Genomic DNA, 16,813 nt, shown 5'->3' with positions numbered 1-16,813 from the left:
GTGATCCTTCCCCAGCGGTTACAGGCCCAACTCGCGGGCGATGAGCATCAACTGGACTTCCGTGGTGCCCTCCCCCACTTCCAGGATCTTGGAGTCCCTGTAGTGCCGCGCCACCGTGAATTCGTTGATGAATCCATAGCCGCCGAACACCTGGGTGGCGTCCCGTGCGTTGTCCATGGCTGCCTCGCCTGCGACCATCTTAGCGATGGCCGCTTCGGTCTTGAACGGCTTTCCGGCGAGCATGCGGGCGGCCGCGTCGTAGTAGGCCAGGCGGGCAGTGTGGGCCCTTGCCTGCATGCGGGCGATCTTGAACTGGATGGCCTGGTACTTGCCGATGTGGTGGCCGAAGGCGCTGCGTTCCCTGGCGTATTTCACGGACAGGTCCACGCAGCCCTGGGCGGCGCCGGTGGCGAGCGCGGAGATCGCGATGCGGCCTTCGTCCAGGATGGAGAGGAAGTTCGCGTAGCCGCGGCCGCGTTCGCCCAGCAGGTTTTCTTCCGGGACCCGGACGTCGGTGAGGGTCAGCGGGTGGGTGTCCGAGGCGTTCCAGCCCACCTTGTTGTAGGCCTTCTCCGCCCTGAACCCGGGGGTGGTGGTGGGTACCAGGATGGTGGAGATTTCCTTCCTGGTGCCGCCGTCCTTGCGCTGCTGTTCGCCGGTGACGGCGGTGACGGTGACGAGCCGGCTGATGTCCGTGCCGGAGTTGGTGATGAATTCCTTGTTGCCGTTGACCACCCACTGGCCGTCCTCGAGCCGGGCGTGCGTCTTGGTGCCGCCGGCGTCCGAACCCGCTTCCGGCTCGGTGAGCCCGAAGCCGGCGAGCGCCTGGCCGGAGGCGAGCTGCGGCAGCCACTCCTCCTTCTGGGCCTGGGTGCCGAAGCGGTAGACGGGCATGGCGCCGAGGGATACCCCGGCCTCCAGCGTGATGGCCACGGACTGGTCCACGCGGCCCAGTTGCTCGAGGGCGAGCGAGAGGGCGAAGTAGTCCCCGCCCATGCCGCCGAATTCCTCAGGGAAGGGCAGGCCGAAGAGGCCCATCTCCCCCATTTGCTTGACCACCTCGTACGGGAAGCTGTGCTCCTCGTCGTGTTTCGTGGAGACCGGGGCCACCACTTCGTCGGCGAATTCCCTGACGGAATCGCTGAGGTCCTGGTATTCCTCGCTGAGATCAAAGCCGGGCATGGCGGGGTTCCTCGCCTTTCAGGGTGGTGTCGGTTTCTTCGTTTGGGTGGATGGTGGCCAGGACCTGTTCGGCCTTCACCAGGTCACCGGCACCGGCCGTGAGTCGGACGGTGCCGGCCAGTGCGGCTGTGAGCTGGTGTTCCATCTTCATGGCTTCGACAGAGAGCAGCAGCTGCCCCGCTTCGACGGTGTCGCCGTCGCGCACGGAAACCGAAACCACGGTGCCGGGCATCGGCGAGCGCACTTCCGGATCGGCCGCGCCGTCCTCGCGCTGGATCCCGGCCAGGAGCCGGTGGAGCCTGGTTTCGCGGTCGAGGATTTCCAGGCGGCAGGACCAGCCTCCGTCGCCGAGCCACAGCCCGCGCGGGCCGCTGGGTGGCGCGGTTTCCAGGGCGGTCACGAACTGGTGCGGGACGCTGTCGGACGAAAGCAGCTTGACGGTCACCAGCCGCTCACCGGAGGGACCGCCGTCGGGCGCCCGCTCGGGGACCGCCAGGTGGACGCGGCGCGGGGCCGGGGCGCCGAGCCGCCAGCCGTCGCTGGCCTGCCAGGGCGGAACGCCCGACGCCGGCCGCTCACCCCCGGCGGCCAGCCGCGCTGCCGCGAGCAGTTCCGTGTCCCCCGGCTGCCGGAACTGCATGGCCGGCAGTTTGCGTTCGATGAGCCCGGTGTCGAGCCGTCCGGCGCGGACGTCGGGGTCGTTGAGCAGCAGGCGCAGGTATTCGACGTTCGTGTGCAGGCCCAGCAGGGTGTACTTCCCCAGGGCGGCATCGAGGGCGTCCAGCGCCGCTTCCCGCCCCGGCCCCCAAGCGATGACCTTGGAGAGCATCGGATCGTAGTCGCCCGTAACCACGAGGCCGGGCAGCATGGCGGAGTCGATGCGCACCCGGGTCCCGGCTGCGGACAGGCTGCTGCCGTCGCCGTCCTCATCCAGCGCGAGCACCTCGCCCGCGGACGGCAGGAAGTTCCGGGCGGGGTCCTCGGCGTAGACGCGGGCTTCCACGGCGTGCCCGTCCAGCACGACGCCGGCCTGCTCCAGGGCGAGCTCCTCGCCGGCCGCGATCCTTACCTGCCATTCGACGAGGTCGATTCCCGTAACCATTTCGGTCACCGGGTGCTCCACCTGCAGGCGGGTGTTCATTTCCATGAAGTAGAACTGCCCGGGGTCTTCGTCCGAGACCAGGAACTCCACGGTGCCGGCCCCGCTGTAGTTGACCGAACGGGCGGCCTGGCAGGCAGCCTCGCCGATCCGTGCCCGGATCGCGGCGCCGTCGGGCACAGATTCCAGCAGCGGCGAGGGCGCTTCCTCGATGACTTTCTGGTGGCGCCGCTGCAGGGAGCATTCGCGCTCGCCTAAGTGGATGACGTTGCCGGCCTGGTCCGCGAGGACCTGGACCTCGATGTGCCGGGGCGCGCGGACCAGGCGTTCCAGGAAGAGGGTGTCGTCGCCGAACGCGGCGGCGGCCACCCTGCGGGCGGTGGCCAGCGCGGCCGGCATCCCTCCCTCGTTCTCCACTACGTGCATGCCTTTGCCGCCGCCGCCGGCCGAAGGCTTGATGAGCAGCGGGAAGCCTACGGACGGTGCCGCGGCGATCAGTTCAGCGTCGCCCAGGCCGGGTTCGGCGATCCCGGGAACGCAGGGCACCCCGTAGCCAGCCACCTGGTTCTTGGCGCGGATCTTGTCCCCCATGAGTTCGATCGCGTCCGCAGGCGGCCCGATGAAGGCAATCCCGTGGGAGTTCAGGGACTTGGCGAATTCGGCGTTCTCGGCCAGGAAGCCGTAGCCGGGGTGGACGGCCTGCGCCCCGCTCTGCACGCAGGCATCGATGATGGCGTCGATGTTCAGGTAGCTGTCCGCGGCGCTGGCGGTCCCGATCCGGACGGCGGTGTCGGCCTCGCACACGTGGCGGGCTCCGGCGTCGGCGTCCGAGTACACGGCGACCGAACGGATCCCCATGACTTTGAGGGTGCGGATGACGCGGCAGGCGATTTCGCCGCGGTTGGCGACAAGGACGGTGTCGAAGAGTTGTGCCATCGGGGGTCACATCCTGAACAGGCCGAAGGAGGTTTCCGGCAGGGTCTGGCGGGAGACGACGTCGAGCGCGAGGCCCAGGACGCGACGGGTGTCCGCGGGATCGATGATGCCGTCGTCCCAGAGCCGTGCGGTGGAATAGTAGGGGCTGCCCTGTTCCTCGTACTGCTGCCGGATGGGGGCTTTGAAGGCCTCTTCGTCCGCCGCGGACCATTCCTCGCCGGCAGCCTCGAACTGTTCGCGCTTGACCGTGGCGAGCACGCTGGATGCCTGGTTGCCGCCCATCACGGAAATGCGGGCGGCCGGCCACATCCACAGGAAGCGCGGGCCGTAGGCGCGGCCGCACATCGAGTAGTTGCCGGCGCCGAAGGAGCCGCCAATCACGACGGTCAGCTTCGGGACCCGGGCGGTCGCGACGGCGGTGACCATCTTGGCGCCGTTCTTGGCGATGCCACCCTGCTCGTAGTCCTTGCCCACCATGAAACCGGAGAGATTCTGCAGGAACACCAGCGGGATGCCGCGCTGGTCGCACAGTTCGATGAAGTGGGCGCCCTTGAGGGCGGATTCGCTGAACAGGACACCGTTGTTGGCGACGATGCCGACTGGGTGGCCGTGCAGCCGGGCGAAACCGGTGACCAGGGTGGTGCCGTACTCCTTCTTGAATTCGTGGAAGCGCGAGCCGTCCACCAGCCGGGCGATGACCTCGCGGACGTCGTAGGATTCGTTGACGTCCACCGGGACCACCCCGTAGAGACCAGCGGGGTCGACGGCCGGCTCCACCGGGGTTGCGACGTCCCAGGCCGGGGCCTGCGGTCGGGGCAGGGTGGCGACGATGTCGCGGACGATCTGCAGGGCGTGCTCATCGTTCTCGGCGAGGTGGTCGCTGACGCCGGAGATCCTCGCGTGCACTTCCCCGCCGCCCAGTTCCTCCGCGGTGACGATTTCCCCGATGGCGGCCTTCACCAAGGGCGGGCCGCCGAGGAAAATGGTGCCCTGGTTCCGCACGATCACCGTTTCGTCGCTCATGGCCGGAACGTAGGCGCCGCCGGCGGTGCAGGAACCCATGACGGCGGCGATCTGCGGGATCTTCGCCGCGGACATCCGGGCCTGGTTGAAGAAGATCCGGCCGAAGTGGTCTTTGTCCGGGAACACCTCGTCCTGGCGCGGCAGGAACGCCCCGCCGGAGTCCACCAGGTAGATGCAGGGAAGCCGGTTCTCGAGTGCGATTTCCTGGGCGCGCAGGTGCTTCTTGACTGTCATCGGATAGTAGGTGCCGCCCTTGACCGTGGCGTCGTTGGAGATGACCAGCACCTGGCGGCCATGGACCAGGCCGATGCCGGCGATCACCCCGGCGCCCGGGGAGTCGTCGTTGTACATGCCGTTCGCCGCCAGCGGCGCGATTTCCAGGAACGGGCTTCCGTCATCCAGCAACTGCTCGATGCGTTCGCGGGGCAGCAGCTTTCCCCTGGCCACGTGGCGTTGGCGGGACTTTTCGGGGCCGCCAAGTGACGCCGCCGCGATCCTTTCCTTCAGTTCCTCCACGAGGGACTGCTGGGCCCGGGCATTGGCTTCGAACGCCGTGCCCCTGGCGTCAGCCCGGCTGGCGAGTGTCTCCATCGACATGCTTCCCATCCCGGCCGGATATCCGGCCAACGGCAGCTTCAGTTAATGACAAGTAACTGAAATTTAGCTTAGTCTCGATTAACTGTGATGTCCACCACGCCGGGTGGAGCACGCCGCACGAGGAGGATCCGTGGCCGCACACGAGGAAGAGGCAAGCCTGCCCGCCGCGGATTCCCCCGCTCCCGCGCCGCCCACCCTGCGCAGCCAGGCAAAGGAGACCCGGCGGAAAGCGCTGCTCTCCGCGGCCGCCGCCCTCTTCGCCGAGAACGGTTTCAGCCGGGTCTCCCTCGAGGACCTCGGCGCGGCGGCGGGCGTCAGCGGACCGGCCGTCTACCGGCACTTCCCCGGGAAACAGGCGGTGCTCGCCGAACTGCTGCTGAGCGTCAGCCGTGGACTGCTCGACGGCGGCCGGGCGGTGGCCGCCGCAGCCTCCACCCCGGAGGCGGCCCTTCGCGGCCTGGTGGAATTCCACGTGGACTTCGCGCTGAGCAACCCCGATGTCATCCGGGTCCAGGACCGGGACCTGGACAGCCTGTCCGACTCCGACAGCGCGGAGGTGCGCGCCCTGCAGCGCAGCTATGTGGAGCTCTGGGTGGGGGTCCTGGGCGAGGTGCATAGCGGTGGGGATGGTGCCGGGCAGGACGCGGATCCCGCGGAACTGCGGGTCCGCGCCCACGCGGTGTTCGGCCTGATCAACTCCACCCCGCATTCGGTGCGCAGCCACGGCCGCCAGATCGCCGCCGAAGCCGCGCGGCCCCTGCTGGAGCAGATGGCCTTGGCGGCACTGACGGTCCACTGATCGCAACGATTGCTGTGTAATCGTCGTTTTGGGGACTCATAACGACAAGTACTCAGCAGTCGATGCCCGTTGCAGACCACCCTGAGGACTACACCATGGTCAAGACCATCCCCGGGTCCGAGAGGATGGCGCCCACGTCCGCCAGGAACCGGGAACCTTGTTCGCCGTCCACCAGGCGGTGGTCGAAGGACAGGCTCAGCGACATGACCTGCCGGACGGCAAGCTCGTCGTTATGCACCCACGGAGCCTTGCGCACCGCCCCGAGGGCCACGATCGCGGCCTCCCCGGGGTTGAGGATCGGCGTGCCGGCGTCGATGCCGAACACCCCGATGTTGGTGATCGAGATGGTGCCGCCGGCAAGGTCCGCCGGGGTGGTCTTTCCGGCGCGGGCAGTCTCCGTAAGCTCCGTCAGCGCCGCCGACAGTTCCAACAGGCCCATCCCGTCGGCGTCCTTGATGTTCGGGACCGTCAGCCCGCGCGGCGTCGCGGCGGCGATGCCCAGGTTGACGTAGTTGAACTGGACGATCTCCTGCGCCGCGTCATCCCAGCGCGAATTCAGCGTGGGGTTCCGCTTCAGGGCAATCAGCACCGCCTTCGCCGCGAGCGTGAGCGGAGTCAGTTTGTAGCCCTGAAATGCGCGGCTTGCCTTGAGCCGCCCCAGCAGTTCCATGGCGGCCGTGACGTCCACCGTGAGGAACTCGGTGACGTGGGGCGCGGTGAAGGCGCTTTGCACCATGGCCGCCGCGGTGTACTTGCGGACGCCCTTGATCGGTGTGCGGGTTTCGCGGCCCGCAGCGGCGGGAGCCTCCTGAGCGGCGGCCGGGGCCCCCGCGCCTTCGGCAAAGTGCTGCACGTCCTCGCGCGTGATCAGCCCGCCTTCTCCGGTTCCGTTGAGCTGCGCCAGGTCGACGCCGAGGTCGCGCGCCAGTTTCCGAACCGGCGGCGTCGAGCGCGGCCGCTCGGGCTGCCGCTCAGACTGGACGACGGCGGCCGCGGACCCCGCGCCGGGAGCCGCGACGACGGGGGGCGCCGTCGTATCAGCCGGCCGGGCTGCCGATGGTTGGACCGCGGCCGGGAGGGTGCGCTGGCGGCGGACCGGGCGCCCGCCCTGTTCGACGGCGGCGCCGTACCCCACCAGGGTTGCTTCGCGCTTCGGGGCGGCGGGCTCAGCCGCTGCGCCACCGGCGGGCTTCCCGGCGCCGGGCTTCCCGGCGTCCGCGGAAGGTGCGTCGCCCGCGGAAGGCGCGGCCCCGGCGTCGTCCACTTCGAAGGAAACAATCGGCTTGCCGACCTCGACGACGCTGCCCGGTTGTTCGTGCAGGGCGGCCACCGTCCCGGCAAACGGCGAGGGCAGTTCCACCACGGCCTTGGCGGTCTCCACCTCGGCGATCACCTGGTTCAGTTCCACGGTATCGCCCACCGCGACCTTCCAGCTGAGGATTTCGGACTCCGTGAGCCCCTCGCCGAGATCCGGCAGTCGGAATTCCTTGATCATGGCGCGGCTCATCCTTCCAGTCCGCTCAGGGAGTTCGGCCGGCCGAGGGCACGGTCCACGCCGTCCAGGATCCGGTCCAGGTCCGGCAGGTGGTGCATTTCGAGCTTGGAGTACGGGTACGGGACGTCGAAGCCCGTGACGCGGACCGGTGCGGCTTCGAGGTAGTTGAAGCACCGCTCGGTGATGCTCGCCGCGATCTCCGCGCCGAGCCCGCCGGACTGCGCGGCCTCGTGGGTGATGACGAGCCGTCCGGTCTTGCGGACGGACGCCTCCACGGTGGGATAGTCGACGGGCGCCAGGGAACGGAGGTCGATGACCTCGATGGACACGCCCTCATCGGCGGCGGCCAGGGCGGCGTCGAGCGCGGTTTTCACCAAGGGGCCGTACGCCACCAGAGTGACGTCGCTGCCGCCGGCGGCCACCCGTGCGCTGCCCATCGGCAGGGCCCGGTCGAGGGCCAAGGCCTCGTCCACCTCGCCTTTGTCGTGGTAGCGGCGCTTGGGCTCGAAGTAGAGCACGGGATCGTCCGAGGCGATGGCCTGCTGGATCATCGTGTAGGCGTCCTGCGGGTTGGACACGCTGACCACGCGCAGCCCCGAGGTGTGGGTGAAGTACGCCTCCGGGGATTCGGAGTGGTGTTCGGGCGAGCCGATGCCGCCGCCGAACGGCACCCGGATGGTGATCGGCATCTTCACCGTGCCCTGGGTGCGGTAGTGCATCTTGGCCACCTGGCTGACAATCTGGTCGAACGCCGGGTAGATGAAACCGTCGAACTGGATTTCGCACACCGGCCGGTACCCGCGGTAGGCCAGGCCGACCGCTGTGCCGATGATGCCGGATTCGGCCAGCGGAGTGTCCACTACTCGGTGGGTGCCGAAGTCTTTCTGCAGCCCGTCCGTGACGCGGAAGACGCCGCCAAGTTTGCCGATGTCCTCCCCCATCAGCACCACTTTGGGGTCGTTGTCGAGGGCCTTGCGGAGCCCGGCGTTGATGGCGCGGGCGAAGGTCAGCTGGCTCATCAGTGTGCACCTTCCTGCGCGGATCCGCTGAAGCTTTCCAGATAGCGGGTGTAATGGTCCTTTTGCCGTTCGATCCAGGAGTTTTCCTCGCTGTAGACGTGCTTGAACACATCCAGCGGGGCGGGCTCGGGCATGTTGATGCAGCCGTTCCTGAGTTCCGCGGCCACAGCGTCGGCCCTTGCCTTGACGCGGGCCTCCAACTCATCGCTTAGCAGCCCCTTTCGGTCCAGCAGGGCCCTGAGCCGGGCAATGGGGTCCTTCGCGGCCCAGTCTTCGAGCTCGTTGGGGTCGCGGTAGCGGGTGGGGTCGTCCGCCGTCGTGTGCGGTCCCATGCGGTAGGTGAGTGCTTCGATGAAGGTGGGTCCGCCGCCTTTCCTGGCCCGGTCCAGTGCGATCCGGGTGGCGGACAGCACGGCCAGTACGTCGTTGCCGTCCACGCGCATGGAGGGAATGCCGAAGCCGGAGGCGCGGTCCGCGAGTTGCACATGGGACTGCAGCAGCACAGGTTCGGAAATGGCCCAGTGGTTGTTCTGGCAGATGAACACCACCGGAGCCTGGAAGCTGGCGGCGAAGACCATGGCCTCGTTGACGTCGCCTTCGCTGGTGGCGCCGTCGCCGAAGAAGGCCACTGCCACGGAATCGGCGCCGTCATCCTGGATGCCCATGGCGTAGCCGGTGGCGTGGAGGGACTGCGAACCGATCATGATCTGCTGCGTGGCGATGTTGTAGCGGTACGGGTCCCAGCCGAACAGGGCGTTGCCGCGCCAGGCACGCACGAGGTCCGGGACAGGCACCCCGCGGCAGTAGGCCACGCCGTTGTCGCGGTAGGTGGGGAAGACGAAGTCATCGCTGCGCAGGGCCCGGCCCGAGCCGATTTGGGTTGCTTCCTGGCCGAGCAGCGGCGGCCAAAGGGCCAGCTCACCCTGGCGCTGCAGCGCGGTGGCCTCCGCGTCGATCCGGCGGATGACCACCATGTCCTCGTAGAAGGAGCAGAGCTGTTCATCGCTGACATCGCTGATCCACAGATCAAATTCCGGATGGCTGATGCGCTCCCCCGAGGGGGACAGCAACTGGACGAGGTCTCCCCCGGTCCGGCGTGGATTCTGCACATTGTTGGCGGGTTCCGTTGCCTGGTTGGCTCCCCGCCCGGCTTCATCGGTCAACACGGTTGCTCGCACCTTTCAGCTCGTTCCAGCCGTTGCCGCAAGGACTTTTGGCCCCGCAAGCAGCAGCTAACCGGGCCTCGTCGCCCGGATAATTGTGACCCTACTCACAATGCTCATTGGGTACAACCACCGCCACGGATTCTGAGCATTGTGCCCTATCAGGCGCCCGGTCACCGTGCTAATGTTGCGCACTATGCAAGCTTTGGATGGCACGGACACCCGGCTGCTTTCGGCCATGGCGAAGGACCCCCGGGGCACTGTGGTGGCTTTGGCCCAAAAGCTCGGACTGTCCAGGAACACGGTCCAGGCGCGGATGGCGCAACTCGAGAAGAAGCACGCCTTCCTGTCCTTCGAACGGCGGATCAACCCGGCGGCCCTCGGCTACCCGCTGCTGGCCTTCATCTCCGTGCACGTGCAGCAGCAGAAACTCGGCCAGCTGGCCGTGGACCTGGCCGAAATCCCGGAGATTCTGGAAGCCCACGGCCTGACCGGTTCCGCGGACCTGCTGCTGCGGGTGGTGGCCCTCGACGCCGAGGACCTCTTCCGCATCAACGGCAAGATCCTGGGCTGCGACGGGGTGGAACGGACGGACACCGCCCTGGCAATGCAGGAAATGATCCCCTACCGGATGCAGCCCCTGCTGAAGAAAAGCGCCGGCTGACCCGTCTCCTTTACTTGCCCCGCCGCCGGACATGCGATTTGATGCAAGCGGACGTCTGGGGGCCGGCCGATGGTTCCAAAGCACGCGTTCCAGGCATTGGCAGCGCAGGCGGCCGGAAAGGCGAACCATCGTGAGCACTCCCCCGGAGAACCCGGACCCCCGAAACCCCGAACCCCAGGAGCCCGGCTGGGCGTCCCGGCCGGTCCCGCCGCCCCCGCCGTACAGCCCGCCGCAATACGGTAACCAGCCGCCGTACGGAACTCCCCAACAGGGCCAGCCGCAATACGGACAGGCCCAGTACGAACAACCCCTACACGGCCAGCCGCCGTACTCCCAGCCCCCTTACGACGGCGGCCAGTACGGACAGCCGTTCGGCCAGCCGGCCGCCCCGTCACGGAAAAACCGCAAGGTTCTGTGGATCGTGCTCGGTGCGGTCGTCGGGGTGGTCCTCTTGGTGGTGGTCGGCGTCGTGCTGCTGGTCAATCTGGTGGGCAATGCCACCGCCAAAGCCAAGGGCCAGGCCCAGGAGTTCACCAACCTGCTCCTCGACGGCCGCAACGAGGAAGCGTACGACCGTTTCCTGACCGATTCCCTCAAGGAAGACGTTTCCAAGGCCGCCTTCCTCGATGGCATCGGCAGCCTGGAGCTCAGCGATTCCTGCAAGGCCAACTACAACTCGGTCAACGCGGAATCCAAGAACGGCGTCAACCGCGCCGAGGTTTCGGGCACCCTGGACTGCAGTGGCCGGACGATCGAGCTCAAGTACGGATTCGTCGGCAACGACGGGAAGATGGACGCCATCCGCATCAGGCCCCGGAACTAGGCACCGCAACAGCGAAGCCCTCCTGCAGTTGCAGGAGGGCTTCGCTGTTGTTTTCGGAACGCTAGTGGTCCACGGCCTTCTCGGCCCCGACGCCCGTGAGCGAACGGACCTCCATCTCGGCCTGCTTGGCCGGGTCCTCGCGGCGCTTGTCGAGCACGGTGCCCAGCCAGCCCAGGAAGAAGGCGAGCGGGATGGACACGATGCCCGGGTTGCTCAGCGGGAAGATCGCGAAGTTCGCGCCCGGGATCATGGAGGTCTTGGCGCCGGACACCACCGGCGAGAAGGCAATCAGGACGATGGCCGCGGCGAGGCCGCCGTACATGCTCCAGACCGCACCCTGGGTGGTGAACTTCCGCCAGAACAGCGAATAGACGATGGTGGGCAGGTTGGCCGAGGCAGCCACCGCGAAGGCGAGCGCCACCAGGAAGGCGACGTTCTGCCCGTTGGCGAAGATCCCGCCAAGGATGGCCAGGACTCCGATGACCACCACGGTCCGCCGCGCCACCTTGACTTCGGTGCCGGCGTCGGCCTTGTCCTTGGCAAGGACGTTGGCGTAGATGTCATGCGCGAAGGAGGCCGCCGCGGTGATCGTCAGGCCGGCCACCACGGCAAGGATCGTGGCGAAGGCGACGGCGGAAATGAAGCCGAGAAGCAGCGGCCCGCCCAGGTGGAAGGCCAGCAGCGGTGCGGCCGAGTTGACGCCGCCGGGCGCCGCCTTGATGGTTTCGGCCCCGACGAGCGCCGCGGCGCCGTAGCCCAGCACCAGGGTGAACAGGTAGAACAGGCCGATCAGCCAGATGGACCAGACCACGGACTTGCGGGCTTCCTTCGCCGTGGGCACGGTGTAGAAGCGCATCAGCACGTGCGGCAGGGCGGCGGTGCCGAGGACCAGGGCCAGGCCGAGGGACATGAAGTCCAGCTTGGACGTCTCGGTCTTGCCGTACTGCAGCCCGGGGTTCAGGACGTTCGGGTTGTTCGCGGCTTCGGCGGCCGAGCCCAGCAGGTTCGAGAGGTTGAAGCCGTAGATGGACAGCACCCAGAGGGTCATGACGGCGGCGCCGCAGATAAGAAGCACGGCCTTGATGATCTGCACCCAGGTAGTGCCCTTCATGCCGCCGATCAGCACATACATGATCATGAGGGCGCCGACGACGATGATCACCAATGCCTGTCCGCCCCAGTCGCTGATGCCCAGCAGCAGGGAGATCAGGCTGCCGGCGCCTGCCATTTGGGCGAGGAGGTAGAAGAAGCAGACGGCGAGCGTGGACAGGGCCGCGGCGATCCGGACCGGGCGCTGGCGCAGCCGGAAGGACAGCACGTCGGCCATGGTGAACTTGCCGGTGTTACGCAGCAGTTCGGCTACCAGGAGCAGCGCCACGAGCCAGGCCACGAGGAAGCCGATGGAGTACAGGAAGCCGTCGTAGCCGTTGATGGCGATCGCACCGGTGATTCCGAGGAACGACGCCGCCGAGAGGTAGTCCCCGGCGATCGCCGTACCGTTCTGCGATCCGGTGAAGGACCGGCCGGCGGCGTAGTAGTCCGCCGCCGTCTTGTTGTTCCGGCTGGCGCGGAACACGATCACCATGGTGACCAGGACAAACAGGGCGAAGATGCCCATGTTCAGCAAGGTGGTGTCTTTGAGCGCGCCGACGTTCACCAGGGGGGCTGCAGCGCTGATAACCATGCCGCTCACCGCTGTGCCCCCTTGGCTGCCCGGCCGCTGGCGGCCGTGGCACTGGCGTCGAACTCATGCCCTTCGATTTCGCCGCGGATTTCCGCGGCGATGGGGTCCAGCCTGCGGTTCGAGTAGCTCACGTACCAGGCGGTGATGCCGAAGGTGGTGGCGAACTGGAGCAGCCCGAGCACCAGGCCCACGTTGATGTTGCCCCAGAGCTTGATGGACATCAATCCCACCGCGTAGTCGGCCAGCAACACGTATCCGAAATACCAGAGCAGGAAGGCGACGGCCATCGGGAAAACGAAACTGCGGTGCCGCCTGCGCAGTTCGCGGAATTGTTCGGTTTTCTGCACTTGCTGGAAATCCACGGACTGCGTCGCGTCCGCCGGCTGGGCCTCATTACCCATGGCTTCCTCCTGGTTTGAAGTGTCCACAGCGGCGTCACCATCGGGGCCCTGTGATGGGAATCACTATTCAACGCACGGGTGCCGGGCTTCCAGAGTTGCGGGCCCCGGCGTCGCCCAGCGGACCTGTCGGTGCGGTGAGCGGCAGCCCGGGGAGCCGTTCCGGGCTGTTCGCTACTCTTGCTCCATGCCCGATTCCCCGCTCCTGACCGCCTCGGCGATCGCCGTCATCGTCCTGGCGGTGGCGGCCGCCGTCGGCGCGGGGCTGATGGTGATCCGTTCCTTCCGGGACCTCGGCACGGAATCCGAGCGGGCCATCTACAAGACCCTGCACGCGGCCTCCCGCGCCGGCGCCCATCTGCGCACCGGGTTGCAGCCGGCGGGCGCGGCCAAGGCGAGCAAACAGTTGCGGCTGCTGCTGGGCTGCGACGCCCTCGCCATCACCGACCTGGACACGGTGCTGGCCTGGGACGGCGTGGCCGAGGAGCTGAAGCCGCACTTGATGGCCCTTGCGGCACCGGTGCTCGCCGACGGGCGCACCGCCGTCCTCGAAACCGCCTCCTCCCTGAAAGCCGTCATCGCGCCGATCCGGGCGGACAACCGGGTGGCCGGCTGCGTCGCCGCGTTCGCGCCGCACGCCGGGGCGGGCCTGGTCCGGGCCACCGGGGAACTTGCCGGCTGGGTCGCCACCCAGGTGGAGCTGGCCGAACTGGACGCGTCACGCACCCTCCTGATGGAGGCCGAGGTTCGTGCGCTGCGCGCCCAGATCAGCCCGCATTTCATCTACAACTCGCTCAACGCGATCGCCTCCTTCATCAACACGGATCCGGCCAGGGCCCGCGAACTGGTGGTGGAGTTCGCCGACTTCACCCGCTACTCCTTCCGGCGCCATGGGGACTTCACCACCCTGGCCGAGGAGTTGCGCAGCATCGACCGCTACCTGCTCCTCGAGCGGGCCCGCTTCGGCGACCGCGTCCAGGTGAGCCTGCAGATCGCCCCGGAAGTGCTGAGCACCGTGATTCCGTTCCTCAGCCTGCAGCCGCTGGTGGAGAACGCGGTGCGCCACGGCCTGGAGGCCAAGGAGGGCCCCGGCCACATCACCATCCGCGCGTACGATTCGGGGGCGGACGCCGAGGTGACGGTCGAGGACGACGGCGTGGGGATGGATCCGGAAATCCTCCGCTCCGTCCTGGCCGGCCACGCCGACGGCGAGCACGTCGGGCTGCGCAACGTCGATGCCCGGCTGCGGCAGGTTTACGGGGACGACTACGGCCTGGTCATCGAGACGGCACCCGGCGAAGGCACCCTGATCACCCTCCGGGTGCCCAAGTCCCAGCCCAGGCACGATGCCTGAGGACCGGCGCCGGAGGTTAAGCTGCTGTCATGATCAACGTCCTCGTCGCCGACGACGAGCTGCCCGCCGTCGAAGAACTCGCCTTCCTGCTGGGCCGGGATGAGCGCGTGGGCGCCATCCACCGGGCATCGTCCGGAACGGAGGCCCTGCGGGTCCTGGCGAACGAATCCGTGGACGTCGCGTTCCTGGACATCCACATGCCGGCGCTTTCGGGGCTGGACATCGCGCGGGCGATCGCGCGGATTCCCGTGCCGCCCGCCGTCGTCTTCGTCACCGCGGACGAGGACTGCGCGTTGGAGGCGTTCGAACTCGCCGCCGTCGACTACTTGCTCAAGCCGGTGCGCGCCGAAAGGCTCGCCCGGTCCCTGGGCCGGGTCAGCGAACTGATCCGGGACGGCGGCCCGGCGCCCGAGATGATTACCGTGGACCAGGGCGGCACCACCCGGATGATCCGCCGCGACGACGTCAGCTACGTCCAGGCCCAGGGCGACTACGCCCGGCTGCACACGGCGGAGGCCAGCTACCTGATCCGCGTCCCGCTGAGCGACCTCGAACAGCAGTGGGCGGAGGCCGGATTCATCCGCATCCACCGCTCGTACCTGATCTCCCTGAACCATGTGGGGCACCTGAAACTCGGCGCGGCGCACCCGAGCGTCACAGTGGCCGGCGCCGAACTACCCATCAGCCGCAGGCACCTGCCTTCGGTGCGGGACAAGCTCGGAACCACCCGGATACGGCCGCAGGGATGACCAGGGTCCGGGTCACCGCGCCGCAATCGGCCGGACGGCGTCCTGCCGGCCTGCCACCCGGCGGTTCCCAAAACCGCGACGCCGCCGTGGATTCCGAGGTCGGGCGGCTGTACGTCCGCTCCCTGATCCGCTCCCAGCTGCGTCTGGCGGTGGTGGTGGCGGCCGGCTTCCTGCTGGTGCTTGCCGCCAGCGGGCTGATGGTGGCCCTGGTGCCGGACCTGGCCGGCCTGCGGCTCCTGGGCGTTCCCGTGAACTGGCTGCTCCTGGGCGCGGGCCTGTATCCGGTGATCGGACTGGCCGCCTGGCTCTACAACCGCTCCGCGGCCCGGAACGAGGCCCGCTACCGGGACCTGGTGGACGAGCGGTGAATTCCCCGGTCGGACTGGCCGCCTTCCTGCTGGTAGTGCTCGCGACGGCGGTGATCGGCTTCTACGGGCTGCGGATTTCGCGCACCACCGGCGACTTCTATGTGGCCTCCCGGACCGTCCCGCCCTGGTGGAACGCCTCCGCGATCGGCGGCGAGTACCTCTCCGCGGCCAGCTTCCTCGGCGTCGCTGGCCTCATCCTGCTCTCCGGGACCGATGCCCTGTGGTTCCCGGTGGGTTACACCGCCGGGTACTTGATGCTGCTCCTGTTCGTGGCCGCTCCCCTGCGCCGTTCCGGGGCCTATACGATCCCGGACTTCACCGAAGCCCGGCTGGAATCCACGGCCGTGCGGCGGGTAACCAGCCTGGTGGTGGTCGCCGTCGGCTGGCTGTACATCGTGCCGCAGCTGCACGGGGCGGGGCTCACCATCCGGATCAGCACGGGCCTGCCGTCCTGGGTCGGCGCGCTGGCAGTGGTCCTGGTGGTCTACCTGTCCGTGGCTGCCGGCGGCATGCGGTCCATCACCTTCGTCCAGGCGTTCCAATACTGGCTCAAGCTCACCGCCCTCGCAGTTCCGGTGGTCTTCGTGCTGCTGCACCAAAGCGGCGGTTCGGCCGTGCCGGCCCCGGAGTCCGTCAATCCCACCGGGCTTCCCGCGGCCGGCGGATACCAGACGGTGTCGCTCCTGGTGGCCCTGCTCTTCGGCACCCTGGGCCTGCCGCACGTGCTGGTGCGCTTCTACACGAATCCGGACGGCCGTTCGGCACGCCGCACCACCCTGATCGTGCTGGGGCTGCTGTCCGTCTTCTATCTGTTTCCCACCGCCGCCGGGTTGCTGGGCCGCATGTACGCCCCCGGCCTGGCCCGCGACGGACGCTCCGATGCCCTCGTGCTGTTGCTGCCGGGCGAACTGGTGGGCGGCCCCGCCGGGGACGCGCTCTCGGCACTGGTGGTGGCGGGCGCCTTCGCGGCGTTCCTGTCGACGACCTCCGGACTCGTGGTGTCGCTGGCCGGCGTGATCAGCCAGGACCTGCTGGGCGGCAGCGTGCGGGGCTTCCGCATCGCGGCACTGCTGGCCGCCGTCGTGCCCCTGGCGTTCGCCCTGGCGACCGACTCGCTGGGCCTGGCCGGCAGCGTGGGGCTGGTGTTCGCCTTCACCGCGTCGACCATCTGCCCGGTGCTCCTGCTGGGCATCTGGTGGCGAGGCCTGAGCGACGCCGGGGCGATCGCCGGGATGCTCACCGGCGCCGTGCTGTGCGGCGGCGCCATGGTGGCCGGAACGTTGCTGGGCGCCGGCACCGCGCCGGCCTGGCTGGCGCAGCCCGCCGCGTGGACCGTGCCGGCCGCGTTCGCCGTGATGGTGCTGGTCTCCCGCGCCACCAAGCAGCGCATCCCCGGGACGGTCACCCGGGTGATGACCCGGCTGCACGTGCCGGAGCGGCCGCTCGCCAACGAACGCTGA

Annotated in this window: 15 protein-coding genes; 7 read left to right on the top strand and 8 right to left on the bottom strand. The window is 68.4% G+C overall.

All coding sequences use genetic code 11. From position 1 onward, the window contains the following. Positions 1-18: 18 nt before the first annotated feature. The 3 genes from BLP88_RS10860 to BLP88_RS10850 are packed head-to-tail and all read right to left on the bottom strand — an operon-like array spanning position 19 to position 4,831. Complete coding sequence (locus BLP88_RS10860) at positions 19-1,182, bottom strand: acyl-CoA dehydrogenase family protein (RefSeq protein ID WP_074589127.1); 1,164 nt, start codon at positions 1,180-1,182, stop codon at positions 19-21. Further along, positions 1,169-3,217, bottom strand: a complete 2,049-nt coding sequence (locus tag BLP88_RS10855; RefSeq protein ID WP_074589126.1) for an acetyl/propionyl/methylcrotonyl-CoA carboxylase subunit alpha — start codon at positions 3,215-3,217, stop codon at positions 1,169-1,171. The genes BLP88_RS10860 and BLP88_RS10855 overlap by 14 nt, the downstream gene beginning before the upstream one ends. 6 nt (positions 3,218-3,223) lie before the next feature. Continuing rightward, positions 3,224-4,831: a carboxyl transferase domain-containing protein gene (locus BLP88_RS10850; protein ID WP_074589290.1), complete on the bottom strand. Its 1,608-nt coding sequence runs from the start codon at positions 4,829-4,831 to the stop codon at positions 3,224-3,226. A gap of 136 nt (positions 4,832-4,967) precedes the next feature. Here BLP88_RS10850 and BLP88_RS10845 point away from each other — a divergent pair, with 136 nt between their 5' ends. Beyond that, on the top strand, positions 4,968-5,636 hold the full coding sequence (locus BLP88_RS10845) for an SACE_7040 family transcriptional regulator (protein ID WP_373366896.1): 669 nt from the start codon (positions 4,968-4,970) through the stop codon (positions 5,634-5,636). 88 nt (positions 5,637-5,724) lie between these two features. Here BLP88_RS10845 and BLP88_RS10840 read toward each other — a convergent pair whose 3' ends face one another. The 3 genes from BLP88_RS10840 to pdhA are packed head-to-tail and all read right to left on the bottom strand — an operon-like array spanning position 5,725 to position 9,316. Next, positions 5,725-7,143, bottom strand: a complete 1,419-nt coding sequence (locus BLP88_RS10840; RefSeq protein WP_074589125.1) for a dihydrolipoamide acetyltransferase family protein — start codon at positions 7,141-7,143, stop codon at positions 5,725-5,727. After that, complete coding sequence (locus tag BLP88_RS10835; protein ID WP_074589123.1) at positions 7,140-8,150, bottom strand: alpha-ketoacid dehydrogenase subunit beta; 1,011 nt, start codon at positions 8,148-8,150, stop codon at positions 7,140-7,142. Before BLP88_RS10835 ends, BLP88_RS10840 begins: the two co-directional genes overlap by 4 nt. Next, positions 8,150-9,316: a pyruvate dehydrogenase (acetyl-transferring) E1 component subunit alpha gene (gene pdhA / locus BLP88_RS10830; RefSeq protein WP_074589121.1), complete on the bottom strand. Its 1,167-nt coding sequence runs from the start codon at positions 9,314-9,316 to the stop codon at positions 8,150-8,152. Before pdhA ends, BLP88_RS10835 begins: the two co-directional genes overlap by 1 nt. A gap of 193 nt (positions 9,317-9,509) precedes the next feature. On the opposite strand from pdhA, the gene BLP88_RS10825 reads away from it, so the two are divergent. Then, a complete protein-coding gene (locus tag BLP88_RS10825; RefSeq protein ID WP_074589119.1) occupies positions 9,510-9,977 on the top strand; it encodes an Lrp/AsnC family transcriptional regulator in 468 nt (155 codons plus the stop codon). Between the two features lie 130 nt (positions 9,978-10,107). Beyond that, positions 10,108-10,800 (top strand): hypothetical protein, encoded by a 693-nt coding sequence (locus tag BLP88_RS19165; protein ID WP_074589117.1) that lies wholly within the window; start codon positions 10,108-10,110, stop codon positions 10,798-10,800. 61 nt (positions 10,801-10,861) lie between these two features. On the opposite strand, the gene BLP88_RS10815 is transcribed toward BLP88_RS19165, so the two are convergent. Both BLP88_RS10815 and BLP88_RS10810 read right to left on the bottom strand, forming a co-directional pair. After that, complete coding sequence (locus tag BLP88_RS10815; RefSeq protein WP_074589288.1) at positions 10,862-12,484, bottom strand: solute symporter family protein; 1,623 nt, start codon at positions 12,482-12,484, stop codon at positions 10,862-10,864. 5 nt (positions 12,485-12,489) lie between these two features. Next, positions 12,490-12,885 carry a DUF485 domain-containing protein gene (locus BLP88_RS10810; protein WP_074589115.1) on the bottom strand — a complete coding sequence of 132 codons (396 nt, stop codon included), beginning with the start codon at positions 12,883-12,885 and terminating at the stop codon, positions 12,490-12,492. A gap of 184 nt (positions 12,886-13,069) precedes the next feature. Between BLP88_RS10810 and BLP88_RS10805 the strand changes: the two genes are divergently transcribed. Genes BLP88_RS10805 through BLP88_RS10790 form a run of 4 tightly spaced genes read left to right on the top strand, consistent with a single transcriptional unit; the run spans position 13,070 to position 16,813 of the window. Further along, positions 13,070-14,236 (top strand): sensor histidine kinase, encoded by a 1,167-nt coding sequence (locus BLP88_RS10805; RefSeq protein WP_074589113.1) that lies wholly within the window; start codon positions 13,070-13,072, stop codon positions 14,234-14,236. Between the two features lie 29 nt (positions 14,237-14,265). After that, a complete protein-coding gene (locus tag BLP88_RS10800; protein WP_074589111.1) occupies positions 14,266-14,985 on the top strand; it encodes a LytR/AlgR family response regulator transcription factor in 720 nt (239 codons plus the stop codon). Further along, the gene (locus tag BLP88_RS10795) at positions 14,982-15,353 is read left to right on the top strand and encodes a DUF485 domain-containing protein (protein WP_074589110.1); all 372 of its coding nucleotides are present in this window, start codon (positions 14,982-14,984) and stop codon (positions 15,351-15,353) included. Before BLP88_RS10800 ends, BLP88_RS10795 begins: the two co-directional genes overlap by 4 nt. After that, a complete protein-coding gene (locus BLP88_RS10790) occupies positions 15,350-16,813 on the top strand; it encodes a sodium/solute symporter (RefSeq protein WP_074589108.1) in 1,464 nt (487 codons plus the stop codon). Before BLP88_RS10795 ends, BLP88_RS10790 begins: the two co-directional genes overlap by 4 nt.

Origin of the sequence: Arthrobacter cupressi (genome assembly GCF_900099975.1) — a bacterium.
In the GTDB taxonomy this organism is placed as follows: domain Bacteria; phylum Actinomycetota; class Actinomycetes; order Actinomycetales; family Micrococcaceae; genus Arthrobacter; species Arthrobacter cupressi.
Note: the sequence above shows the minus strand (reverse complement) of the source record. Positions and strands in the feature narration are given on the sequence as shown.